This is a genomic window from Yersinia artesiana (genome assembly GCF_902726545.1).
Lineage (GTDB): Bacteria > Pseudomonadota > Gammaproteobacteria > Enterobacterales > Enterobacteriaceae > Yersinia > Yersinia artesiana.
Map to the genome: position 1 here is coordinate 1 of NZ_CACVAD010000023.1, position 23,264 is coordinate 23,264.

Genomic DNA, 23,264 nt, shown 5'->3' on the forward strand with positions numbered 1-23,264 from the left:
GACGTAAATAGTTCGAAAAAAATAGAAATGTCGACTAACCCATTTGGAGATGTAGCCTCTGAAGTTAAGATGATGGTAGATTTATATAATGCGGAAGTGGTTGGAAAATATAATAATGATAAGAAGCATAAGAATGACAAGTGCGTTAAGTTGAATGATAGTATTAGCACGAGAGAAGTTTTTTGTGATGAAATTAATCGTATATATGCATGTGTAAGTCATCCGCGGTTTAGCACACTAAAACCAATTCTTGATAAATTCGCTAAGCATAAAGATGTTAAGCATCATATTGGTCGCCGAGATAATAGCAAATTCTTTTATCAGTTTGTTAAAAAAGAAACAGCTCCGGTTGAAGAACAAAAAAATCCAGCAAAGACCAAAGAGAATATTGATTTTTTAACAGCGGTTTCAGGTGTATCTGCATCTATTCCATCACTAGATACCAATAAGTTAACCCAAATACCAGGCAACCCCTTTGGGGATGAGCCACCAGCAGTTGCTCAGTTAACAGAGCTTGATCTGTTGAAAGCGACTTATAGTGCAATGGTTGAAGCGCCATATCAAAGTAATAACTCTCATGGCAAAGGCACCAAAAAATTAAAACTAACAAATGAAAATATTAGCTCTGTAGCTGAATTTTGTCGAAAGATGAATAAGATAAAAAATGATACTAATGAAACTCTCCTCAGCACTCGTTATAAATTGTTATTCGATTTTTCTAAAGATGAAGAAGTCAAAAAGTTAATTGGCATAATGGAAGGTACTCCGAAGGACTTTTATGTTAAACCAACAGTAAAACTCTGTAATAATGGACTGCTATTGGAAAAGATGTTAAATGAATATGTAAATATAGAAGCATCTACGCTGCGGGCTGGACATGTTAAAAAAATAAAGAATGATTTAAAAAATATAACTATCAGAGATAATATATCGATTGAATTGGAAACGAATGGTCATGTGATGATCAGAAATTTCCCTGATGATAACAGAAAAATAGCGTTGGTTCTTACCGCATTGCTGGAACAACACCAATCGAAAGGTACATTAAGTCAAAAGATAGCTGAGTTTTTAAAAATATCGCGGCTAGGGGCCTATATGCAATTACAGTCTCTACCAGATAAGCTAAAAATACAGGTTAGCGTCAATCAGGATACGGTTGAATCGGTAAACGACAAAATAAGTCATTTAAGCGATCTAATGGATTTCATTGGCAGACATTTAAAACATATTAATACAGTACTAGTTAACTTTCCTACTAGACCCGGAGAGGGAGCCTCCCTTGCACAGTTACAGGAGTATCATTATGCACAAATGTTGGCTTTTGATATCCATTCCTCAAATTATACAGAGCCACGGGGAAATATTATTTCAGCTAAGCGCTGGATACAAGTTAAGTTGGGTAATGTCATTGGTAGTGTTACTAAAGAAACCTATTTTGGTGGCAAGAATGACAAACCAATAGACACCATAAAAAATCTCCGTGAGATCTTAAATAGAAATGTAAATAACCAGAATTACGAGAAAAGTGTTTTAAATGGTTTTAAATATCAAATCATTAACGAAGGACTTGAGCGTATAGAAAAACATGCTCAAAAATTAGAACATTTGGTGACCCACCACCTTGTTTCAGAGGATATGGCAAAGAACTTAACCTTCGCCCTTTGCTATTCAATTGCATCTGAATGTGTTGATCTGAAACAACAATCGAAATCAATCAATTTTAATAAATTTAGATCTAAGGCCAAGTTTGTTGTCCCTATGGTGGCAGCACTTTCTGTGGGGGTTTTAATTGCAGGCAGTTTAAGTACCGTCTTAGCACCACTAGCCCCCATTCTTGCCATCGGAATATGCTGCTTCGGCCTCTACTATCTCATTACTAAGTGCAAACCCAAGTTAGAAAAAAGTGAGATGAGTAAACAATTTACTCTGGCTATGGAAAACTTGGTTTACCAAAAAGATTTCTTTTTAGATAGCCATGATGTGGGCTGGATGGAAGCATGGAAATATCGCAAAGAGGCCATTAAACGTGCGGATAAAGCTCTGTAATGCCCGCTGATAATCTTTCTGGAGCCCAAACGATGACATTGATACACCACACTGACTGATCCACCCTTTGTTGTCGCGGCAGTTCGCGGTAAACTGTCGCTAAGTTTAAGTTCACCCATCAGGAAGCGCTATGCATTGCCCGTTTTGTGCCGCTGTGGATACCAAAGTCATTGACTCCCGTCTGGTGAGCGATGGTTCGCAAGTGCGCCGTCGCCGCCAGTGTTTAGATTGTAATGAACGCTTTACCACTTTCGAAGTGGCTGAACTGGTGTTACCGCGCGTGATTAAAAGTGATGATGTGCGCGAGCCCTTTAATGAAGATAAATTACGCCGTGGCATGCTGAAAGCATTGGAAAAACGGCCAGTTAGCTCTGATGATGTCGAAACGGCGATCAGTCACATTAAATCGCAGTTACGCGCCACCGGCGAGCGCGAAGTGCCCACCAAAATGGTCGGTAATCTGGTGATGGAAGCACTGAAGCGCCTGGATAAAGTGGCCTATATCCGCTTTGCCTCGGTATATCGCAGTTTTGAAGATATCCGTGAATTCGGCGAAGAAATTGCCCGCTTGCAGGATTAATCAACATCGACGTCAAAGCCGTTAGCTCCCTGCTAATTGCCACAGTATAAAAGTAAGGAAAGCCATGCAGCCCGATGAATTCTATATGGCCCGTGCCTTTGAGTTGGCGCGGTTGGGGCGTTTTACCACGCCACCGAACCCTAATGTCGGGTGTGTTCTAGTGCGCGATGGCGAGATTGTCGGTGAGGGCTATCATTTGCGTGCTGGCGAACCTCATGCCGAAGTACATGCTTTACGGATGGCGGGTGAGAAAGCGCGTGGTGCGACTGCTTATGTCACCCTTGAGCCATGCAGTCACCATGGGCGTACGCCGCCATGTGCTGATGCTTTGCTTGCTGCTGGCGTCAAACGTGTGGTCGCTGCGATGCAAGACCCTAATCCGCAAGTTGCCGGGCGCGGACTATATAAATTAAAACAGGCTGGGGTTGAAGTTGACCACGGTTTGATGCTGGCGGAAGCCGAAGCGGTTAATCTCGGTTTCTTGAAGCGGATGCGTACCGGTTTTCCTTATCTGCAATTGAAAATGGCTGCTTCACTGGATGGCCGCACCGCAATGGCCTCGGGTGAAAGCCAGTGGATTACCTCACCACAAGCGCGTCAGGATGTGCAACGTTTTCGGGCGCAAAGCTCTGCTATCCTTAGCACCAGTGCCACCGTATTGGCTGATGATCCTTCACTGACTGTACGCTGGCAGGAGTTAGATACACAAACCCAAGCGCTATATCCGCAAGATACGCTGCGTCAACCGGTTCGAGTTATTGTTGATAGCCAGAACCGCGTGACGCCACAGCATAAAGTCATACAGCAAGACGGCCCGTGTTGGTTAGCTCGAGTTGAGGCAGATGAGCAGTCATGGCCAAATAATGTCGAGCAATTGTTGCTACCACGTCATGGTAATGGGGTGGATTTAGTCTTATTAATGATGCAATTAGGTAAGCGGCAAATTAATTCTGTTTGGGTTGAGGCCGGCCCACAATTTGCCGGCGCGTTATTGCAGGCGGGTGTGGTTGATGAGCTAATTCTGTATATTGCACCAAAATTGTTAGGCAGTGATGCTCGTGGATTATGTCAGTTGGCTGGGTTAACCCTCCTAAGGGATGCCCCTGAGTTTGACTTTGCAGATGTCCGTCAGGTGGGCCCAGACTTGCGACTGCGCTTGAAACCGAAGTATTAATGAAATTATCTGGCAGGGATTACCTCTGCTAATCATAGTCTTGCCAGTGTTTTACAAATGCGCAGGGGCAGGGCGTGAAAGAATATGATAGAATCCGCCCCCCTGCGGGGTATGAACCCATATTGAGGAAAGCTATGAACGTTATCGAAGGTGTTGTTGCTACTCCTAATGCCCGCGTGGCGATTGCGATTGCGCGTTTTAACAACTTTATCAACGACAGCCTGCTGGAAGGTGCCATCGATGCCCTCAAGCGCATTGGCCAGGTAGCGGATGACAACATCACTGTTGTTTGGGTTCCCGGTGCTTATGAATTGCCGCTGGTTGCTAATGTGTTAGCAAAAACAAATCGTTACGATGCGGTAATTGCGCTGGGTACGGTTATCCGTGGGGGCACTGCGCACTTTGAATATGTTGCTGGTGAAGCGAGTTCTGGTTTATCAAGTGTCGCGATGAACAGCGATATTCCGGTGGCTTTCGGTGTGCTGACCACAGAAAGTATTGAGCAGGCAATTGAGCGTGCCGGTACTAAAGCAGGTAATAAAGGTGCAGAAGCTGCCCTGACCGCGCTTGAAATGATTAATGTAATCAAAGCTATTAAAGGCTGAATTTAGTTAAGTTAAGGGGAATTCCGTGAAACCTGCTGCTCGTCGCCGCGCTCGTGAGTGCGCTGTTCAAGCGCTCTATTCTTGGCAGTTGTCTAAAAACGACATCGCTGATGTTGAATTACAGTTCCTGTCTGAGCAGGATGTCAAAGATGTGGACATCGCCTATTTTCGCGAATTGCTGTCTGGGGTTGCCGTTAACGCTGCATCTCTGGATGCGCTAATGGCGCCTGTTCTTTCTCGCCAGCTCGAAGAATTAGGTCAGGTTGAAAGAGCGGTTCTGCGTATTGCGCTGTTTGAACTGAGCAAACGTGATGATGTCCCTTATAAAGTGGCGATCAATGAAGCGATCGAGCTTGCCAAAACGTTCGGTGCTGCTGATAGCCATAAGTTTGTCAACGGGGTGCTGGATAAGGTTGCTCCGACGGTACGTAAGCGAAAGTAGTTAGTTGCATTAACGACTTGAATTGAGGCCGGTTTCCGGCCTTAATTTATTGATCAGTTAACATTTCTGGAATTGCATTATGGCATGTGGCGAATTTGACCTCATTGCCCGCTACTTTGACCGGTTTAGAAGTAATCGCCGGGATGTAGAACTGGGTATTGGAGACGACTGCGCACTTCTTACAGTGGCAGAGAAACAGCTGTTGGCCATCAGTACAGATACACTGGTGTCTGGTGTTCATTTCCTTCCGGATATCGATCCGGCCGATCTCGGATACAAGTCTTTAGCGGTAAACCTTAGCGATTTAGCGGCTATGGGAGCCGATCCCGCCTGGTTATCTCTTGCGCTGACCCTTCCTGATGTCAATGAGGACTGGCTGCAATCATTCAGTGATAGCTTGTTTGATCAGCTTAATTATTATGGTATGCAATTGATTGGTGGTGACACCACTCGTGGGCCATTGAGTCTGACGTTAACCATCCAAGGTTTAGTCCCTGAGGGGCGAGCATTGAAGCGCGCTGGCGCTCGGGTTGGTGACTGGATTTATGTGACCGGTACCTTGGGTGACAGTGCCGCTGGTTTGGCAATTTTGCAAAATGAGCTGCGGGTTGATGACGAGGCCGACAGAGCCGCGCTCATTCACCGCCATTTGCGGCCACAACCCCGAGTCTTACAGGGGCAGGCTTTGCGCGATCTTGCCAGCTCGGCCATTGATATCTCCGATGGCTTGATTTCTGACTTGCAACATATCCTCAAAGCCAGTGGTTGCGGTGCTCGCATTGAGTTAGATGCTTTGCCCTATTCTGATGCACTGAAAAATCAGGTGGATGCGGAACAAGCTCTGCGCTGGGCGTTGAGCGGTGGTGAAGACTATGAACTGTGCTTTACCGTGCCAGAAATAAACCGTGGTGCGCTAAAAGTTGCATTGAGTCACACCGGGGCCGCCTACACTTGTATCGGGCAGATTGGCCCACAATCGGAAGGGGTTAAATTCTTCCGTGAAGGTCAGGCAGTTGAGATGAATCTGCGTGGCTTCGACCATTTCTCAGTAGGTAAAGCGCATGGATGAAGCCAAACGTCGTCTGCGGTTATCTAATCCGTGGCACTTGTTGGCAACGGGTTTTGGCAGCGGATTATCGCCGTGGGCACCAGGTACCATGGGATCAATTGCTGCCATTCCTTTCTGGCTGTTATTGATTCAGTTGCCTTGGCAACTGTACTCCCTCGCGGTGATGTTTAGCATTTGTATTGGTGTTTATATTTGCCATCGCACCGCCAAAGATATGCAAGTTCATGACCACGGTAGTATCGTGTGGGATGAATTTGTCGGGATGTGGATTACCTTGATGGCATTGCCGGTCAATGATTGGCAATGGATAGTCGCTGGTTTTGTGGCATTTCGTATTTTTGATATCTGGAAACCTTGGCCGATTCGCTGGTTTGATCGTAATGTTCACGGCGGCATGGGGATCATGGTGGATGACATTATCGCAGGGGTGGTTGCGGCGGCAATTATTTTTGTTGTGGGGCATTACTGGCCAGCAGATCTGTTCTACTGATACCCGTCATCTTTCAAGTTACAGGTGTGTTGGCTACGCTTAATAACCCGAATCACTTACTTATGTAAGCTCATCGGGATTAATGAGCCTCATCCCTGAGGCTCACCCTGCGGGCAGCATAAATGCTGTTCAAATCGGTTCCCGACCGATTTGTATCTCGCTTGCCGCCTTCCTGTACCTTGAAATCTATAGGGTATATGTGTGGTTATCTTTCAAAGTGCAGGTAAAAGCCGAACCAAGGGAAACGCTCCGTTCGGGTCGTAGCGGCGAAAGCCGCCGGAGCGCCCGTAGGAGTGGTCGCCCTTGGCTCACGGTGTTATCTGTCTGAGTTACTCCAACCATGCTTCAATCTGGCGCTGTATTCCCGCAGCATCCAAACCAAGCTCAGCGCGCATTTCATCTTGTTCACCTTGTGGAACAAAATGGTCTGGTAAACCGAGATTCAATACTGGCACTAACTGGCGTTTTGCCATCAGCAGCTCATTCACACCACTGCCCGCGCCGCCCATAATGGCGTTTTCTTCTACGGTAACCAGTATCTCGTGGCTGGCAGCCAGTTCCAGCACTAACTCTTCATCCAATGGTTTAACGAAACGCATATCAACCAGTGTGGCATTCAGATTGTCAGCTACGATTTGCGCCTGAGCGAGCAATGTTCCAAAGCACAGAATAGCAATCTTTTCACCTTCGCGACGCACGATCCCTTTACCAATCGGCATTATTGCCAATGGCTCAAGCACAGCACCAGTACCATTGCCACGCGGGTAGCGTACTGCTGCTGGCCCGTTGTGGTGATAACCGGTGTGCAGCATCTGACGACACTCGTTTTCATCACTTGGGGTCATGATCACCATGTTAGGGATGCAACGCATAAATGATAGATCGAATGCGCCCTGATGAGTTTGCCCATCAGCACCCACCAAACCGCCTCGGTCAATGGCGAATAGTACCGGCAGATTCTGGATGGCAACATCGTGGATCAACTGGTCATAAGCTCGTTGCAGGAAAGTGGAGTAGATAGCCACAATAGGTTTATAGCCACCAATTGCCAGACCAGCAGCAAAGGTCACCGCATGCTGCTCGGCTATCGCCACATCAAAATACTGTTGTGGATATTCACGCGAGAAGCGCACCATCCCTGAGCCTTCACGCATTGCTGGCGTTACGGCCATTAACTGGCTGTCTTTGGCGGCGGTTTCACATAACCATTCACCAAAAATCTTGGAGTAGGTGGGTATATTGCCTTGGCTTTTTGGCAGTGTGCCGGAGGCCGGATCAAATTTGGGTACTGCGTGCCAGCCGATGGGATCTTTTTCAGCCGGTGCATAGCCTTTACCCTTTTTGGTCATGATATGCAGCAGTTGTGGGCCTTTCAGGCTGCGCATATTTTTCAATGTTTGCGTCAGCGCTTGCACGTCGTGACCATCAACCGGGCCGATATAATTAAAGCCTAACTCTTCAAATAAGGTACTGGGTACCACCATGCCTTTCAGATGTTCTTCGGTACGTTTCAGCAAGTCTTTAATCGGCGGTAAACCCGAAAATGCTTTTTTGCCACCTTCACGCAGACTGGCGTAGAGTTTGCCAGATAATAACTGCGCCAAATGGTTATTCAGGCCGCCTACGTTTTCGGAAATAGACATTTCGTTATCGTTAAGAATAACCAGCATGTCTGAGTGAATATCGCCTGCATGATTCATGGCTTCAAAAGCCATACCTGCGGTGATAGCACCATCACCAATCACACACACGGTACGCCGCCCTTTACCTTCACGCTCCGCAGCTACCGCCATGCCTAAGCCAGCACTGATGGATGTTGAGGAGTGACCGACAGAAAGGACGTCATATTCACTTTCGCCACGCCAAGGGAAAGGATGCAAACCATCTTTTTGGCGAATAGTCCCTATTTGTTCGCGGCGACCCGTCAATATTTTGTGCGGATAAGCCTGATGGCCGACGTCCCACACCAAACTATCAAACGGCGTGTTGTAGACGTAATGCAACGCGACAGTCAGCTCAACGACACCCAATCCAGAGGCAAAATGCCCACTGGATCGGCTGACAGAGGCAAGCAAATACTGCCGCAGTTCATCACATAACTTCGGCAGACTTTCTTTCGGCAACATGCGCAGTTCTTCGGGATTTTCTGCAAGTGCCAATGTCGGGTATTTGGCTATATCAAGACTCATTCGATGCTCATATCAAAAGGTTAAGTAGGCATTGACTTACTGCCAGCATATTTCTAATTATCACGCTCAATAATAAAGCAGGCTAACGCCTGTAGTGGCGCTGTGTTATAGGATTGCGCCGACAGCGCATTCAGGGCGCTAAGTGCCTCCTGATAAAGATCAATGGCTTTGGCTTTGGCGCAATCTAACCCCAGAAGGGCCGGATAAGTGCTTTTCCCGTGTTGCTGATCAGAACCTTGGCGTTTACCAATTGTAGCTGTATCGCCGATAACGTCTAAAATATCGTCCTGTACCTGAAAGGCCAGACCGATTGCATTTGCATAACGGTCAAGTAAGGGTAGAGCTTCGCGCCCAGGGGTGCCAGCAGCCAATGCACCGAGACGAACGGCGGCACGAATGAGTGCTCCGGTTTTATGACGGTGAATCTTCTCAAGATCATCCAGTGTTATCTGACGGGCTTCTGCTTCCAGGTCCAATGCCTGACCGCCGCACATACCGGCAACACCGCTGGCATGGGCTAATTCGGCAATCATCGACAGCCGATCTTTATCAGCCACATCCGGCATCGGCGCTTCTGCCAGAATAGAAAATGCCAGCGTTTGCAGGGCGTCTCCGGCCAGAATGGCATTGGCTTCACCAAACTTCACATGGCAAGTCGGTTGCCCACGGCGCAAATCATCGTCATCCATCGCCGGCAAATCATCATGAATTAATGAATAAGCATGGATGCATTCAATTGCCGCCGCTGGGGCATCCAGATTGGTCAGTGACAGACCGAACATTTGGCCGGTGGCGTAAACCAGATAAGGGCGCAGCCGCTTACCACCCAGCACAGCGCCATAGCGCATTGCCTCTACCAAATCACTATTGCCAAAAGGAAGGGGCGCAATGAAATCCAACAGAGCCTGATTGACTCGCTGCTGGTGTGCGGCAAGCTGTTGATTAAAATCAACAGAGGAGGAGGTGTTAGACATTAGACTACTCAGCATCTGGGGTGAAAGGGGCGAGTGGCGCATCAACATCATCACTCAGGAGAACCTGAACGCGCTGTTCGGCTTGCAATAATGTCTGCTGGCCAAGACGCGCTAATTGTACGCCTCGCTCAAACTCATTTAACGCTTCTTCCAGCGGAAGTTCGCCAGACTCCAGGCGAGTAACGATTTGTTCCAGTTCGCTGAGCGATGTCTCAAAACTGGCGGCTTTGGTTTCAGGTGATGCGGCTTTTTTCGGCATAGTTTTTATTCGACTCGATATTTTTTATGAAACGTAACCTTGATGGCGCGTAACGTCTTTTTTCTGCTTACAGAGAGCAACTCTTCAGGTCAAAAGCTTATTACCGGCTATTCTAGCGGATAATGAAGGGGAAATCGTGACGTTTAAGTCCGGTTTTTAGTACGCAGCCACGTATCATATAGTGATATACTCCACGGCTTGCATGTTTTCGCTGACGCCTTTGACTGTTGCTATCAATAGCGACGCCATCACTCCATAACCAGACAACTAAAGACCGCCATGAAGTTTATCATTAAATTGTTCCCAGAAATCACCATCAAGAGTCAATCTGTGCGCTTGCGCTTCATTAAGATCCTCACAACCAATATTCGCAACGTATTGAAAAACCTTGAGGATGATACTCTAGCGGTGGTTCGCCATTGGGACCATATTGAAATCCGCACGAAAGATGACAATCTTGGCCCACAGATTTGTGATGCCCTGACTCGCGTCCCTGGGATTCACCATATTCTCGAAGTGGAAGATCGCAGCTACACCGATATGCACAATATTTTCGAGCAAACGCTGGAAGCTTATCGCGAAACTCTGATCGGGAAAACATTCTGTGTTCGGGTAAAACGTCGTGGTAAACATGAATTTTCTTCTGGGGATGTCGAGCGCTATGTCGGTGGTGGCCTGAACCAACACATAGAAAGTGCGAAAGTTAAACTGACTCACCCTCAGGTGACCGTTCATTTAGAAATTGATCAGGATAAATTGACACTGATCAAGGCGCGTCATGAAGGATTGGGGGGGTTCCCAATTGGTACGCAGGAAGATGTTTTATCTCTGATTTCCGGCGGTTTTGACTCCGGTGTGTCCAGCTATATGCTGATGCGTCGTGGCTGTCGCGTGCATTATTGTTTCTTCAATCTTGGCGGCTCTGCCCATGAGATTGGGGTGAAGCAAGTGGCTCATTATCTGTGGAATCGTTTTGGTAGCTCCCATCGGGTGCGATTTATTGCTATCGATTTCGAACCGGTAGTGGGCGAAATCCTCGAAAAAGTCGAAGATGGTCAGATGGGCGTGGTGTTGAAACGCATGATGGTGCGCGCAGCATCTCAGGTGGCTGAGCGCTATGGTGTGCAGGCGCTAGTCACCGGTGAAGCGCTGGGGCAGGTATCCAGCCAGACACTGACCAATTTGCGTTTAATTGATAATGCCTCTGACACCTTGATCCTGCGCCCGCTGATTTCTCATGACAAAGAGCACATCATCAATCTGGCGCGTGAAATCGGTACCGAAGATTTCGCTAAAACCATGCCAGAATATTGCGGCGTGATTTCAAAAAGCCCGACGGTGAAAGCGGTTAAGGCCAAGATTGAAGAAGAAGAATCTCACTTTGATTTCTCCATTTTGGATCGAGTGGTTAGCGAAGCCAAAAACGTCGATATCCGTGAAATCGCCGAACAAAGTCGTGAGCAGGTGGTTGAAGTTGAAACTGTGGCTGAATTGGCAGATACCGATGTGCTGCTGGATATTCGAGCTCCCGATGAGCAAGATGAAAAGCCACTGAAGCTGGACGGGATTGAAGTGCGCGCGTTGCCATTCTATAAGCTAAGTTCGCAATTTGCCGATTTAGACCAGAGCAAGAGCTATCTGTTGTATTGCGACCGCGGTGTGATGAGCCGTTTACAGGCGTTGTATCTGCGAGAGCAGGGGTATACTAACGTGAAAGTTTACCGCCCTTAAAGGTGATAAGTTAACGGCTACTGCGCGTGTGGATTTTGGGATTGCGCTGTGCTCGAACTCCTCACGTACTATCTGTACGCTCCGGGTTCTGCGCGCAGGGCGCACCCAAACTCCTTTCGCTCGCGACGCCTTGTTGGGGATAGTTAACGGCTACTGCGCTTTGCCATTCTGAGCTTGCGCAGTAGCCGCCGTCATATTACTACTCACGGTAGTTATAAATCCCTGGCGGTAGTACCAACTGCCAGGCGATCTCTTCTGCTTTTTCTCGTCCGAGTAGTAAAAAAACAATCTTTAGCGCGAAATCGATAGATGTTCCTGGCCCCTGGCTGGTGACCAGATTGACTCGCCGATCATAAACAACACGTTGATCCATCCATTTTGTTGGATCAATTTTGTCTTTTAATGCCGGAAACCCGGTCATATTGCCCACCGGGAATAACTTGTGATGCTCAAGCACTAAAGCGGGAGCGGCGCAAATGGCGGCAACCAAACGCCCCTCTTTATGCGCTTGTTCTACGGTAGCAACCAACAATGGGCTGTCGCGAAAACATTCCGCTCCCTTAATGCCACCGGGCAGGACAACCACATCAAACTTTTGATCTGCCACATCCACCAGGCGAGTGTCGGCCAGCAAACGGACGCCGCGTGAACAGACGATTTCCAATGCGCCGTCACTGGCGACACTGGCTGTTGTGACATTAATACCTGCGCGCACCAGAATATCAATCGTGGTGACGGCCTCGGTTTCTTCACTACCAGGAGCCAGGCAAACCAGCGCCGATACGCTCATACTCATTTTCCTTACGTTTAATTAAATCATACAACCGGGCATTTTCCGGCAAGGTCATCCCATGGCTACGTGCCCGCCGCAATAAGTAGCCGGTGATGTAGTCAATTTCCGTGTGCCGCTGGCAGCGCAAATCCTGTAGCAGTGACGAGACATTATCGGCGGTGCTCTGGATAACATTGTTGACGTAGCTAAGCAGGCTTTCTGTTGAGGTATGATAGCCCTCCATCTCCATCACACTGGCGACCTCTGCGCATAACCGCTCAATCAACTCTGGATAGCGCTGCAAATCACCATTACGGCAGTTATATAGGCCAGTAAGCGGATTAATCACACAGTTTACTGCCAGTTTTTGCCAACATGCCGCCGAGATATCATCGTGCCAGGCCACGTCTGGCAAAGCCTGATGTAAGATATCTGCCAGATAGCTGATATCGGTTGTAATCGGGGACATCGGGCCAATATGGGTGATACCGCTGGCGACATGGACAATGGTGTTGCCATCACGACGTGCAGCATGAGTGGTCACTCCGTGGAGAAAAAGGTGATCATCTCGGGGTAATTCTTCCTGCGTCCCCATCCCATTATGTAGCAGTAAAATCTTACATTCGGGATTAAGCTTAGGCAGTAAGGCCGTGATTGCACTGGAAACTTGCCACGCCTTTAAGCAAACCAATAATAATTCACTTTTCGACAAATGCTCAGGATCATTAGTGGGGAGATTCTGATTGAATGCCTCGCCACCTAACAATATGACATTAACTGAACAAAAGGGCTGTGGTACACGAAGCCAGCCTTGCACATCGTGGCCCTGCTGGTAGAGCGCTGATAACCATAACTGCCCAAGAGCTCCGCAACCAAGCACAGTAATTTTCATCAAGACCTCCTTGGTGTAGGCGGAAAGCATACTGCTTGTTTCTAAGTGTTATGCTTTGATTATAGACTTTTTGGTCATTAAACGTAGAGTTAGCTACAAACCGGTTTTACTCAGCACCACGGGTGAGTTGAGTAATTGTCAGCAGCTTGGCTTTGTCTGTAGGGATAAAGCGGTTATTATGCTCGCCATTCATCTTATCAGGAGGAGGGAATATGCCATCTTTCGACATCGTATCTGAAATTGATATGCAGGAAGTGCGTAACGCAGTTGAAAACGCCACCCGTGATCTGGCGAACCGTTGGGATTTTCGTAATGTTCCGGCGAGTTTTGAGCTAAATGAAAAGAACGAAAGTATTAAAGTTGCCAGTGAGTCTGATTTTCAGGTCGAACAACTGCTGGATATTTTACGTGCTCAGTTAAGTAAGCGCGGCATTGAAGGGGCGGCATTGGAGATCCCGGAAGAAATGGATCGCAGTGGCAAAACCTACAGTGTGGAAGCCAAACTGAAGCAAGGTATTGAAAGTGTGCAGGCGAAGAAGCTGGTTAAGCTGATTAAAGACAGCAAGCTGAAAGTTCAGGCACAGATTCAAGGCGAACAAGTTCGGGTCACCGGCAAAGCGCGTGATGATTTGCAAAGTGTGATGGCATTAATTCGTGGCGCTGATCTGGGCCAGCCATTCCAGTTCAATAACTTCCGCGACTAATATTTAGTTAAATCAGGTACAAAAGTATCGATCACTTTTGTACCTGCTTTTGTTTATATCGCGTTGACCAACTCTTCTAGCTGGCTGCGATTGGTTTTTTTGGTATCCACTTTGATGTAAGCACTGCGCTCGGCTCTCACCACTACCGCTTCAGTGACACCAGGTTGCGCTCTAATTCGCTCTTCTAAAGCAGAGTCTTTTACCGCCAATTCGGACAAGGTAATTCGCAGGCTACTGACATAAGGTGGCTCTTGCATAGTGGCACTCACGCCAAACCACACCAGCGCGATAACCGCCCCGGCAGCAAATACCATACTTGCCCCTTCCATACCAAAAAGCCAGCCGCCTAAACTGCCACCGATAGCCACGCCAATAAACTGGCTGGTGGAGTAAATCCCCATGGCGGTGCCTTTATAGCCTGCTGGCGATTCTTTACTGATCAATGATGGCAATATTGCTTCCATCACGTTGAAAGCAATAAAGAATAACTGCACACCGGCAATGATGACCCACAGCTGTTGCCCGGCAGACCACAGCACTACTTCAGCGGCAAACAACACGGCGACACAGCCCATAAAGACCTGCTTCATGCGGCGTTTGACTTCAGCATAAATAATAAACGGCACGACGGCGGCGAAGGAAACCAACATGGTCACCAGGTAGACAATCCAGTGTTGGGCTGGAGCTAAACCGGCACTGGCCATAATCTGCGGTAAAGCAACGAAGCTCGACATCAATAAGATGTGCAAGCACATAATGCCGAAATTAAGTTTGAGTAGCCGACTGTTGTTGAGCACTTTGCTCACGCTACCTTTGACGATACTGGATTCGCGGTTAAGCACATGGCTATCGGCATCCGGTACCACGGCTAATGTAATAACAATACCTAATAGTGCCAGTATCGCTATTGCCCAGAACAGGGCTTGCAAACCAAAAGCATGAGTGACAATCGGCCCCAGCACCATCGCGATGGCAAAAGTAATACCAAAGCTAACACCAATAAATGCCATCGCTTTGGTGCGGTTTTGCTCACGAGTCAAATCAGACAGCAGTGCCATCACTGCGGCCGCGATAGCACCTGAGCCCTGTAACGCACGGCCCAGAATGATGCCCCAGATAGAATCACTCAGTGCGGCAATCACACTTCCCAGCGCAAATATCAGTAGGCCGCCGACGATCAGCGGCTTACGGCCAATACGATCAGAAACCAGCCCGAATGGGATCTGAAAAATGGCCTGAGCCAGACCGTAAATGCCAATGGCGATACCAATCAATGCTTCGCTGGCACCAGAAAGCGCCATGCCATAAGTGGTGAGAACGGGGAGAACCATAAACATGCCGAGCATGCGCAAAGAGAATACCGTACCCAGCCCCCAGGTTGCCCGGAGCTCTAGCGGGGTCATTTTATTGTCGTTCATTACCACCTCAAAAAAACATTCTGCGCCATTGTAATGATGTTAGGGCCAGTGGGTAAATCTATTGATGTTTAGAATGTATTACAGGCGAGTTTTTAGATAACAGTAGGGGAGAGGAGAAATAAAAAATGGCTGCCAGGAATAGCCCGCCAGCCATTTTTATCACAACAGGGTTGGAGTTACCCGACGTAAGTCAGCAATCCAGCCGAGGAAGGAACGTTGAAATCAACCGACATCATGACGCTCAATGACGTAATAGCAATGATAGAGAATACAAAGAGTTTTCTCGCCCATACGCTGTCATTGGTCGCTTTGTAACCGCGCAACGCCATACCCAACCACCAGACACTCACCGCAGCAGCGACAACCAGGTATTTGTAACCGGCATAGCCACTTAAGGTCAGCATCAAGGTGGCGACCATAAATGCCAGGATATAAAGGGTAATATGGTTTTTGGTGACCGATATTCCTTTTATCACCGGTAAAACCGGAATGTTGGCAGCTTGATAATCCTTAAAGCGGAAAATCGCGATGGCATAAGAGTGCGGCATTTGCCACAGGCTGAAGATAAGCAACAGGATCAAAGCACCCATATCGAACTGCCCAGTAACGGCACAGTAACCAATCACTGGCGGTGCGGCACCGGATAAGCTGCCAATCAATGTGCCGTAGACGGATTTGCGCTTCATATAGAGGCTATAAACCCCGACATAAATCACGAAGCCAATTACAGCCAGCCACATGGCTAACGGGTTAGCGCCAACATAGAGCAGCAGCATGCCAGCAATACCCAGTATCGAAGCATAAATCAGGCTCACTTTCGGATCGATAAGCCCTTTTACCAGGACACGATTCTTCGTTCTCTCCATGATGCGGTCGATATCACGGTCGATATAGTTGTTAAATACGCACCCGGAGGCAACAACTAACGAGACACCGAACAGGGTGGCGAGAAAGAGGGGGTAATCAATCACGCCTTTGGAAGCGAGGAGAAATCCCCCAACGACAGAAATTAAATTGCCGAAAATAATTCCTGGTTTAGTTACTTGCAGGTATTGCTTAATCATCACATGCAGCTCTTTAGTCAACCATCATATTGATGTTGAGGTTGTACATAATCCAAAGTGAGCCCACAACAACGATTGCAATAATCATAGCGGTGAACAGGAACGCCACCAGATTCCAACGTTCTTCGGACGATCCATTCATATGCAGGAAGTACACCAGGTGCACGATAATCTGCACCACGGCTAAACCGACCACTGTGGCCAGAATAGTCGTATGGGAGGCGGTACCACTCATCACCATAGCGAATGGAATAACTGTCAGAATGACCGACAGAATGAAGCCAATAAGGTATGACTTCAAGCTACCGTGGCTGGCTCCACCGTGAGTCGTTGTTGAATGACTAGATGTTGGATGGCTCATCACATAGCTCCTAACAGATAGACAACGGTGAATACGCAGATCCAGACCACATCCAGGAAGTGCCAGAACAAGCTCAGACACATCAGGCGGGTACGGTTCGTTTCATTCAGGCCGCGTTTTGCTACTTGGATCATCATAATGATGATCCAAACCAGGCCAGCGGTAACGTGAATACCGTGGGTGGCAACCAGCGCGAAGAAGCTAGACAGGAACGCACTGCGATCCGGGCCGTAGCCTTCAGCAATCAGGTGATGGAATTCATAGATTTCCATTGCCACAAAGCCCAGACCGAACAGGAAGGTCAGACCTAACCAGGTGTTAACCTGGTTTTTGTGGCCTTTGTTCATGCCCAGCATAGCGATGCCGTAAGTAATACTACTGAACAGTAACAGGAAAGTTTCAACCAGAACAAAGTTCAGGTCGAAGATATCCCGGCCTGAAGGGCCGCCAGCTGTCCCGTTTACCAGCACTGCATAAGTTGCAAACAATGTCGCAAACAAAATACAGTCGCTCATCAGGTAGATCCAGAAGCCGAAGACTTTCGTCGCTCCTGCATCGTGATGCCCATGCTCTGCATGGGCGACGTTATGGTTAGTCAGAGTTTCAGTTGACATGATTCACGCCTGCTTTGCTGATTTGTTCATGATGAAGATCTTCAATGCGCTCCACTTCTGCAACCGGCACATAGTAATCAACATCCTCGTCGAAGCTTTTCACAATCCAGGTCACAATCATGCCGACGAAGCCAACAATGGCCAGCCACCAGATGTACCAGATCATGGCAAAGCCGAAGATCAAGCTGAAGCCAGCAATAATCACACCTGCACCGGTATTCTTCGGCATGTGGATTTCTTCGTATTTCGCTGGGCGTTTGTATGCTTCGCCTTTCTCTTTCATATCCCAGAATTCGTCACGGTCTGTCACTTCAGGTACCACGGCGAAGTTATAGAACGGCGGTGGGGAAGATGTAGACCACTCCAGCGTACGGCCACCCCATGGGTCACCAGTCAGATCGCGATTTTGTTCGCGGTCACGGATACTGACGAACACCTGGATAACCTGACACAAGATACCGCAAGCAATCAGTGCTGCACCGCCTGCTGCTACCATCAACATCGGATGGAATTCCGGGTTGATATCCTGGCTCAGACGACGGGTCATACCCATAAAGCCCAGTACGTACAGCGGCATAAAGGCAACGAAGAAGCCGATAATCCAGAACCAGAATGCACGGATGCCCCATTTCTCATTCAGCGTAAAGCCGAAGGACTTAGGCCACCAGTAAGTCAGGCCAGCGAAGCAACCGAACACCACACCACCGATAATCACGTTATGGAAGTGAGCAATCAGGAACAAGCTGTTATGCAGCACGAAGTTTGCGCCCGGTACCGCCAACAGAACGCCGGTCATCCCACCAATAGAGAAGGTGATGATGAAGCCAACAGTCCACAGCATCGCGGAGTTAAACTGAATGCGGCCTTGGTACATGGTGAACAGCCAGTTGAATATTTTCACCCCAGTTGGGATAGAAATAATCATCGTCGCTATACCGAAGAAGGCGTTAACGTTGGCACCTGACCCCATGGTAAAGAAGTGGTGCAGCCAAACAATAAACGACAGTACGGTAATCGCGATGGTTGCCCACACTAAAGAGGTATAACCAAACAGGCGTTTTCTTGAGAAGGTCGCGGTAACTTCGGAGAATACCCCGAATACCGGCAGAACCAGAATGTACACTTCCGGATGGCCCCAGGCCCAAATCAGGTTGATGTACATCATCATGTTGCCACCCATATCATTGGTAAAGAAATGGGTGCCAAGGTAGCGGTCCAGAGTCAGTAACGCGACGGTCACAGTCAGGATCGGGAAAGAAACGATAATCAAAATGTTGGTGCAAAGTGCCGCCCATGTGAAGACAGGCATCTTCATCATCGACATGCCAGGAGCACGCATTTTCAAAATAGTGGCGAAGAAGTTAACACCGGTCAGCAAGGTACCTAAACCAGAAATCTGTAGACTCCAGATCCAGTAATCGACCCCGACACCTGGGTTGTACTCTTTACCTGACAGTGGCGGATAGGCCAACCAACCGGTTTGCGCGAATTCACCGACCCCCAGAGAGATGTTAATTAACACCACCCCGACGACAAAGAACCAGAAACTCAGGGAGTTCAGGAACGGGAAGGCAACGTCACGAGCACCGATTTGTAGCGGTACGACCACGTTCATCAAGCCCACTACAAAAGGCATCGCCATGAAGAAAATCATGATAACGCCGTGAGCGGTGAAAATCTGATCGTAGTGATGAGGCGGCAGGAAGCCAGCTTCACCAGCAGAAGCAAGTGCTTGCTGACTACGCATCATGATGGCGTCGGCAAAACCACGCAGAAGCATGACCATGGCGACCAGAATGTACATGATACCGATTTTTTTATGGTCAACCGAAGTCAGCCATTCGCTCCATAACCATTTCCATTTGCCGAAATAGGTCAGGAGGGCAACAAGAGCCGCCCCGCCCAGCACAATTGCAGCAACGGTAACCATAATGATTGGTTCGTGTAGCGGAACCGCATCAAGTGTTAATTTTCCCAACATCGTTTTATTCCTCGGCTCCGGCGTGAGCGGCGTGTTCGCCCATATCCATGCCCTGGCTCATATCCATACCTGCATGGGTATCATCGCCTTTCTTGTGCATGTTCATATCACCCATAAACTTGCCAATAATTCCTTTAAACAGCTCCGGTTTAACACTGGAGAAATACTCAACCGGGTTATTTTCGCTCGGTTCAGCCAGTTTATTGAAATCGTCAGTCGTATTCAGAGTGTTCGGCGATTTTTTCACCTGTGCGACCCACTGGTTGAAGTCTTCCTGCGTAGGTGTTGCGATCGCAGTGAATTTCATACCAGAGAAGCCTTTGCCGCTGAAGCTACTGGAAATACCATTGTATTTACCGGCTTCGTTAGCAATCAGATGCAGTTTGGTTTGCATCCCGGCCATCGCATAAATCTGCCCGCCTAACTGAGGAATAAAGAACGAGTTCATGACTGAGTTAGAGGTGATTTTAAAGTTCACCGGAACATCAGTAGGGAAAGCCAGCTCATTTACTGTAGCAATACCTTGTTCTGGATAGATAAACAGCCATTTCCAGTCCAGGGATACCACTTCAATAGTGATGGGTTCTTTACCCGCTACTTCGAGCGGCTTGAACGGGTCAAGTTCGTGGGAGGTTTTCCAGGTTATCGTTGCCAAAATAGCAATGATAATGATTGGAACAGCCCATACAACAAGCTCAATTTTGTTGGAATGGGACCAGTTTGGGGTGTAGGTCGCACTTTTGTTGGACGCGCGGTACTTCCATGCAAAAGCAAACGCCATAAAAATAACCGGAATTACGACGATCAACATTAAACCGATAGCAGTAAGTATCAGTGTTTTTTGCTCGACTCCGATTGCGCCTTTGGGGTTCATCAATACCATATCGCAACCACTGAGCATTACCGTGGCTGCTAATATAGACAACATACCCATATTTTTAATGTATTTCTTAAGTCTCATCTAACGACCTCAATTACAAAAGGGCTCTATTGTCGTTTCATGTGTGCGGGCATTTTACGGGAAGGTTGCAGGACTGTAAACATGCTTAAGATTGTGTCAGCGGCTTGTTGACACTTTATGTTAAGGGGGTCACAGATGTTACCTTGCGTGACAATTTACTAATCGCAACAATATGTTGGCGAAGGTGGGTTGCTGCAAAACGGTGGATGTTAAGGAAAAACAACGGTTATTACGCTTTTATTCACGGGAAATACTGATTTTTATTTATTACCTGAACTTATTTTATGTAAATAATATGTGATGCTACGGTAAATTAAAATATATTCCGGGGCGCTAAAAATAGGTACCCCGGAATCATTTAGCTAGAAATTATATTTAATGGAATACACGATACCGTCTTGTAAAAAATCTTCGCCCAATTTGTTATAAGCATAACGGTACTGAATACCCGTGGTGAATTGCTTAATTGGTGTCCACCAAAGTGCAATAGCGCCGTTCACCCCATTACGACCACCATTACCTGCGGCGTAGCGTTCAGCTCGGTTGAACTCCAGTTCGTTCCAGTTGGTGATGCTGAAGTTTTCGTCGAATGCAGTAAAGTCATAACCGGCAACCCAACCCACCACATAACCGTTATTACCTGAGTAATAAGTCTGATCAACATAATGCAGCGCAACAAAGGGTTTCATCCACACACCAGCAACAGTGGCGTTGTAGCCGATACCATACAAGGTATTCACTTCATGGAAGTTGCTGTAATTGTTACCCTCAGCACTTGGCAGTGAGTAAGTGCCATAAATATGGCCATAAAGGTTGAAACCAGAATCACCTAAATAGTAGCGGCCGGTTGTTTTAAAGGTATAGCGCTGGTTATCACCCGGTTGTGCTGTTTTTGAATTGAATGGGTTTTCTAAATCAAAAAAGCCGTAGATTTCGCCCCAGCTATAACCTGCACCACCTTCCAATTCAATATACGCAAAGTCATCTTTATGTGATGAATCACCAGATTTATGCGTAGTGCTGCGAGTCCAGTCAAGGTAGTTCATGCTGATATTAGCAAAACCCCACTGATATTCAGCTTGCACGGCCGGAGCCAAAGTGATCGCAGTCAGCGCTACAGCGCCGATAAGAATTTTACGCATAAATGCCTCTGTGTAGTTGAAATATGACTGGAGAAACAAAAGGACACAGTCCTTAACAAAAAGTGCGCTCATCATAGTCTCAGAGCACGAAAGGATAAACAGTTGAAAGTGATATAGATCTCGTTTTGTGAATAATAATTTGCAAGTGTTACTGAAATTTGTGACTTATATCTAAATAATGCTGAGGAAGTGTTCAGGTGGTATATTTTCAAACCATAAAAAAAGCCGGCACAAGTACCGGCTTTCACATTCAAATGTGGTTTATTAAGCTAATTTCTTACGTCTAAGCGCCAGATAATCCAATACACCGCCCAGAACCATACCGACCACACTGAGTTGAATCCCACGCAGTAGCAGTGTATCGGCCACATCTGGTGCTGCAGTCCAATCTAATGCATTACCTATCAGCAGAATCAACCATGCGGCTAATAATACGCAGCCAATTGTTAGAAAGCGCAATGCCCAGCGATAAGCTGTTTTAAACTCTGTTCTGGGCATAAATTCATCGGTTTTTTGTGTGTATTCCAACGTCTGGCGGCAGATATAGAGCAGCAAGAGTCCAGGAATGGCCGCAGCAATAGAGAATAAATAGAACAATGGCCAGCCATGTGTTTCAACAAACCAGCCCGCTATCGGGCCAACATATACCCGACCCACAGCAGAAAGTGCTGATAACAAAGCAAATTGCGTGGCCGAGAAAGATTTATTGCAAAGCGTCATTAGCAGAGCAACAAAGGCCGCTGTCCCCATCCCACCACACAGGTTTTCCAGGAATATGGCGCTGCCCATGGAGAAGATATTTTTATCGGTAATGGATAGCAGCCAATAACCAATGTTGGATATGGCTTGCAAAATGCCGAATATCATCAGTGCCCGGAATAAACTCAGGCGTTGCATCAGCAGGCCGCCATAGAGTGCGCCAATAATAGTGGCGATTAATCCCAGAGTTTTATTGACCAACCCGACTTCGCCAGCATCGAATCCGACGCCACGGATCAAAAAAGTGGTGCTTAAGCTGGCCGCAAAAGCATCCCCCATTTTGTACAACACGATAAGCAGCAGAATTAGCCAGGCATTGTTGCGACCAAAAAAATCACGTAATGGCTCGACGATTGCCTGTTCCAGGGTTTTCGGCGGGGCGATACGAATATCGGGTTCTGGGGCAAATAATGTGGCAAAGACACCAATTAGCATTAAGCCGGCCATTAGCCAGTAAGTGGATTGCCAGCCGAGATAACGATCCGCTATCCACAGTGCCAACCCACCAGACACCAACATGGCGAGGCGATAACCCAATACTGAAACTGCGGCGCCGGTACCGCGCTCTTCCGCTGTAAGTAAATCGGTTTTATAGGCATCAAAAACAATATCTTGCGATGCAGAACAGAATGCAACCAGCACGGCGATAGCGGCCAGCCACCATAAATGTTTAGCCGGTTCCATAAAGCCCATAGCAATAATGGCGACAATTAATAACAGCTGACTGATGATCAACCAGCCGCGGCGACGCCCCAAGAAGGAAGGGGTGTAGCGGTCCATCAGTGGGGACCAGAGGAACTTAAAAACGTAGGCTTGGCCGACCAGCGAAAAAATACCAATAGTTTTCAGACTGACGTTTTCAACCGTCATCCAGGCTTGCAATGTCCCGCCTGTCAGGGCTAAAGGAAGGCCTGAGGCAAATCCCAACAACAGCAGCACAAGCGAGTTACGTTGGGTAAAAAGGTTCGAATAGCGATTGGACATGTGAGACCTACGTGCTCCACCCTATTCGCAGGGTGGAGCATTCTGTTAAGCAG

The 23,264-nt window shown here is 47.6% G+C and carries 22 protein-coding genes; 9 read left to right on the plus strand and 13 right to left on the minus strand.

Annotated elements, in window-relative coordinates; genetic code table 11:
- The 7 genes from HU019_RS09695 to pgpA all read left to right on the plus strand — a co-directional run.
- A partial coding sequence (locus tag HU019_RS09695; protein WP_235921480.1) for an MFS transporter permease occupies positions 1 to 2,046 on the plus strand: 2,046 nt, incomplete at its 5' end.
- 130 nt (positions 2,047 to 2,176) lie between these two features.
- Positions 2,177 to 2,626 (plus strand): transcriptional regulator NrdR, encoded by a 450-nt coding sequence (gene nrdR / locus HU019_RS09700; protein ID WP_004707531.1) that lies wholly within the window; start codon positions 2,177 to 2,179, stop codon positions 2,624 to 2,626.
- 64 nt (positions 2,627 to 2,690) lie between these two features.
- Entirely contained in the window at positions 2,691 to 3,800 is a 1,110-nt protein-coding gene (gene ribD, locus HU019_RS09705) for a bifunctional diaminohydroxyphosphoribosylaminopyrimidine deaminase/5-amino-6-(5-phosphoribosylamino)uracil reductase RibD (protein WP_174849289.1), read from the plus strand.
- Positions 3,801 to 3,934: 134 nt separating this feature from the next.
- Positions 3,935 to 4,405, plus strand: a complete 471-nt coding sequence (ribH, locus tag HU019_RS09710; protein ID WP_025377400.1) for a 6,7-dimethyl-8-ribityllumazine synthase — start codon at positions 3,935 to 3,937, stop codon at positions 4,403 to 4,405.
- A gap of 25 nt (positions 4,406 to 4,430) precedes the next feature.
- Positions 4,431 to 4,847 (plus strand): transcription antitermination factor NusB, encoded by a 417-nt coding sequence (gene nusB / locus HU019_RS09715; RefSeq protein WP_005166503.1) that lies wholly within the window; start codon positions 4,431 to 4,433, stop codon positions 4,845 to 4,847.
- Between the two features lie 79 nt (positions 4,848 to 4,926).
- Positions 4,927 to 5,916 (plus strand): thiamine-phosphate kinase, encoded by a 990-nt coding sequence (gene thiL / locus HU019_RS09720; RefSeq protein ID WP_174849288.1) that lies wholly within the window; start codon positions 4,927 to 4,929, stop codon positions 5,914 to 5,916.
- On the plus strand, positions 5,909 to 6,406 hold the full coding sequence (gene pgpA, locus HU019_RS09725; RefSeq protein WP_019081315.1) for a phosphatidylglycerophosphatase A: 498 nt from the start codon (positions 5,909 to 5,911) through the stop codon (positions 6,404 to 6,406). The genes thiL and pgpA overlap by 8 nt, the downstream gene beginning before the upstream one ends.
- A 329-nt stretch (positions 6,407 to 6,735) precedes the next feature.
- On the opposite strand, the gene dxs is transcribed toward pgpA, so the two are convergent.
- The 3 genes from dxs to xseB are packed head-to-tail and all read right to left on the minus strand — an operon-like array spanning position 6,736 to position 9,828.
- Positions 6,736 to 8,595: a 1-deoxy-D-xylulose-5-phosphate synthase gene (gene dxs, locus HU019_RS09730; protein ID WP_174849287.1), complete on the minus strand. Its 1,860-nt coding sequence runs from the start codon at positions 8,593 to 8,595 to the stop codon at positions 6,736 to 6,738.
- 53 nt (positions 8,596 to 8,648) lie between these two features.
- Positions 8,649 to 9,569: a (2E,6E)-farnesyl diphosphate synthase gene (gene ispA, locus HU019_RS09735; RefSeq protein ID WP_174849286.1), complete on the minus strand. Its 921-nt coding sequence runs from the start codon at positions 9,567 to 9,569 to the stop codon at positions 8,649 to 8,651.
- Positions 9,570 to 9,573: 4 nt separating this feature from the next.
- Positions 9,574 to 9,828 (minus strand): exodeoxyribonuclease VII small subunit, encoded by a 255-nt coding sequence (xseB, locus tag HU019_RS09740; protein WP_048619455.1) that lies wholly within the window; start codon positions 9,826 to 9,828, stop codon positions 9,574 to 9,576.
- A gap of 279 nt (positions 9,829 to 10,107) precedes the next feature.
- On the opposite strand from xseB, the gene thiI reads away from it, so the two are divergent.
- Entirely contained in the window at positions 10,108 to 11,559 is a 1,452-nt protein-coding gene (gene thiI, locus HU019_RS09745; RefSeq protein ID WP_174849285.1) for a tRNA uracil 4-sulfurtransferase ThiI, read from the plus strand.
- Between the two features lie 199 nt (positions 11,560 to 11,758).
- Here thiI and yajL read toward each other — a convergent pair whose 3' ends face one another.
- On the minus strand, positions 11,759 to 12,349 hold the full coding sequence (gene yajL / locus HU019_RS09750) for a protein deglycase YajL (RefSeq protein ID WP_174849284.1): 591 nt from the start codon (positions 12,347 to 12,349) through the stop codon (positions 11,759 to 11,761).
- Entirely contained in the window at positions 12,312 to 13,223 is a 912-nt protein-coding gene (panE, locus tag HU019_RS09755; RefSeq protein ID WP_174849283.1) for a 2-dehydropantoate 2-reductase, read from the minus strand. Before panE ends, yajL begins: the two co-directional genes overlap by 38 nt.
- Before the next feature lie 212 nt (positions 13,224 to 13,435).
- Here panE and HU019_RS09760 point away from each other — a divergent pair, with 212 nt between their 5' ends.
- The gene (locus HU019_RS09760; RefSeq protein WP_042542336.1) at positions 13,436 to 13,927 is read left to right on the plus strand and encodes a YajQ family cyclic di-GMP-binding protein; all 492 of its coding nucleotides are present in this window, start codon (positions 13,436 to 13,438) and stop codon (positions 13,925 to 13,927) included.
- Positions 13,928 to 13,980: 53 nt separating this feature from the next.
- Here HU019_RS09760 and HU019_RS09765 read toward each other — a convergent pair whose 3' ends face one another.
- From HU019_RS09765 to ampG, 8 genes are all read right to left on the minus strand, one after another.
- Positions 13,981 to 15,345, minus strand: a complete 1,365-nt coding sequence (locus HU019_RS09765) for an MFS transporter (RefSeq protein ID WP_174849282.1) — start codon at positions 15,343 to 15,345, stop codon at positions 13,981 to 13,983.
- A gap of 176 nt (positions 15,346 to 15,521) precedes the next feature.
- Entirely contained in the window at positions 15,522 to 16,409 is an 888-nt protein-coding gene (gene cyoE, locus HU019_RS09770; RefSeq protein ID WP_005163530.1) for a heme o synthase, read from the minus strand.
- A 13-nt stretch (positions 16,410 to 16,422) separates the two neighbouring features.
- Positions 16,423 to 16,770: a cytochrome o ubiquinol oxidase subunit IV gene (locus HU019_RS09775; RefSeq protein WP_005167623.1), complete on the minus strand. Its 348-nt coding sequence runs from the start codon at positions 16,768 to 16,770 to the stop codon at positions 16,423 to 16,425.
- A complete protein-coding gene (locus HU019_RS09780; RefSeq protein WP_005163525.1) occupies positions 16,770 to 17,384 on the minus strand; it encodes a cytochrome o ubiquinol oxidase subunit III in 615 nt (204 codons plus the stop codon). The genes HU019_RS09775 and HU019_RS09780 overlap by 1 nt, the downstream gene beginning before the upstream one ends.
- The gene (gene cyoB / locus HU019_RS09785; RefSeq protein WP_005163523.1) at positions 17,374 to 19,365 is read right to left on the minus strand and encodes a cytochrome o ubiquinol oxidase subunit I; all 1,992 of its coding nucleotides are present in this window, start codon (positions 19,363 to 19,365) and stop codon (positions 17,374 to 17,376) included. Before cyoB ends, HU019_RS09780 begins: the two co-directional genes overlap by 11 nt.
- 4 nt (positions 19,366 to 19,369) lie before the next feature.
- Entirely contained in the window at positions 19,370 to 20,326 is a 957-nt protein-coding gene (cyoA, locus tag HU019_RS09790) for a cytochrome o ubiquinol oxidase subunit II (RefSeq protein ID WP_174849281.1), read from the minus strand.
- Between the two features lie 362 nt (positions 20,327 to 20,688).
- Complete coding sequence (locus tag HU019_RS09795) at positions 20,689 to 21,468, minus strand: nucleoside-specific channel-forming Tsx family protein (protein WP_050077337.1); 780 nt, start codon at positions 21,466 to 21,468, stop codon at positions 20,689 to 20,691.
- A 264-nt stretch (positions 21,469 to 21,732) separates the two neighbouring features.
- Positions 21,733 to 23,211, minus strand: a complete 1,479-nt coding sequence (gene ampG, locus HU019_RS09800; RefSeq protein ID WP_174849280.1) for a muropeptide MFS transporter AmpG — start codon at positions 23,209 to 23,211, stop codon at positions 21,733 to 21,735.
- Positions 23,212 to 23,264: the final 53 nt, after the last annotated feature.

Excerpts from the sequence above, each read along its gene's own strand:
- nrdR (WP_004707531.1), top strand. The coding sequence starts at position 2,177 with ATGCATTGCCCGTTTTGTGCCGCTGTGGATACCAAAGTCATTGACTCC.
- cyoB (WP_005163523.1), bottom strand. The coding sequence starts at position 19,365 with ATGTTGGGAAAATTAACACTTGATGCGGTTCCGCTACACGAACCAATC.
- yajL (WP_174849284.1), bottom strand. The coding sequence starts at position 12,349 with ATGAGCGTATCGGCGCTGGTTTGCCTGGCTCCTGGTAGTGAAGAAACC.
- pgpA (WP_019081315.1), top strand. The coding sequence starts at position 5,909 with ATGGATGAAGCCAAACGTCGTCTGCGGTTATCTAATCCGTGGCACTTG.
- HU019_RS09760 (WP_042542336.1), top strand. The coding sequence starts at position 13,436 with ATGCCATCTTTCGACATCGTATCTGAAATTGATATGCAGGAAGTGCGT.
- dxs (WP_174849287.1), bottom strand. The coding sequence starts at position 8,595 with ATGAGTCTTGATATAGCCAAATACCCGACATTGGCACTTGCAGAAAAT.
- ribH (WP_025377400.1), top strand. The coding sequence starts at position 3,935 with ATGAACGTTATCGAAGGTGTTGTTGCTACTCCTAATGCCCGCGTGGCG.
- xseB (WP_048619455.1), bottom strand. The coding sequence starts at position 9,828 with ATGCCGAAAAAAGCCGCATCACCTGAAACCAAAGCCGCCAGTTTTGAG.
- panE (WP_174849283.1), bottom strand. The coding sequence starts at position 13,223 with ATGAAAATTACTGTGCTTGGTTGCGGAGCTCTTGGGCAGTTATGGTTA.
- thiI (WP_174849285.1), top strand. The coding sequence starts at position 10,108 with ATGAAGTTTATCATTAAATTGTTCCCAGAAATCACCATCAAGAGTCAA.
- cyoE (WP_005163530.1), bottom strand. The coding sequence starts at position 16,409 with ATGATTAAGCAATACCTGCAAGTAACTAAACCAGGAATTATTTTCGGC.
- HU019_RS09775 (WP_005167623.1), bottom strand. The coding sequence starts at position 16,770 with ATGAGCCATCCAACATCTAGTCATTCAACAACGACTCACGGTGGAGCC.
- HU019_RS09780 (WP_005163525.1), bottom strand. The coding sequence starts at position 17,384 with ATGTCAACTGAAACTCTGACTAACCATAACGTCGCCCATGCAGAGCAT.
- ampG (WP_174849280.1), bottom strand. The coding sequence starts at position 23,211 with ATGTCCAATCGCTATTCGAACCTTTTTACCCAACGTAACTCGCTTGTG.
- HU019_RS09765 (WP_174849282.1), bottom strand. The coding sequence starts at position 15,345 with ATGAACGACAATAAAATGACCCCGCTAGAGCTCCGGGCAACCTGGGGG.
- HU019_RS09795 (WP_050077337.1), bottom strand. The coding sequence starts at position 21,468 with ATGCGTAAAATTCTTATCGGCGCTGTAGCGCTGACTGCGATCACTTTG.
- thiL (WP_174849288.1), top strand. The coding sequence starts at position 4,927 with ATGGCATGTGGCGAATTTGACCTCATTGCCCGCTACTTTGACCGGTTT.
- ispA (WP_174849286.1), bottom strand. The coding sequence starts at position 9,569 with ATGTCTAACACCTCCTCCTCTGTTGATTTTAATCAACAGCTTGCCGCA.
- ribD (WP_174849289.1), top strand. The coding sequence starts at position 2,691 with ATGCAGCCCGATGAATTCTATATGGCCCGTGCCTTTGAGTTGGCGCGG.
- cyoA (WP_174849281.1), bottom strand. The coding sequence starts at position 20,326 with ATGAGACTTAAGAAATACATTAAAAATATGGGTATGTTGTCTATATTA.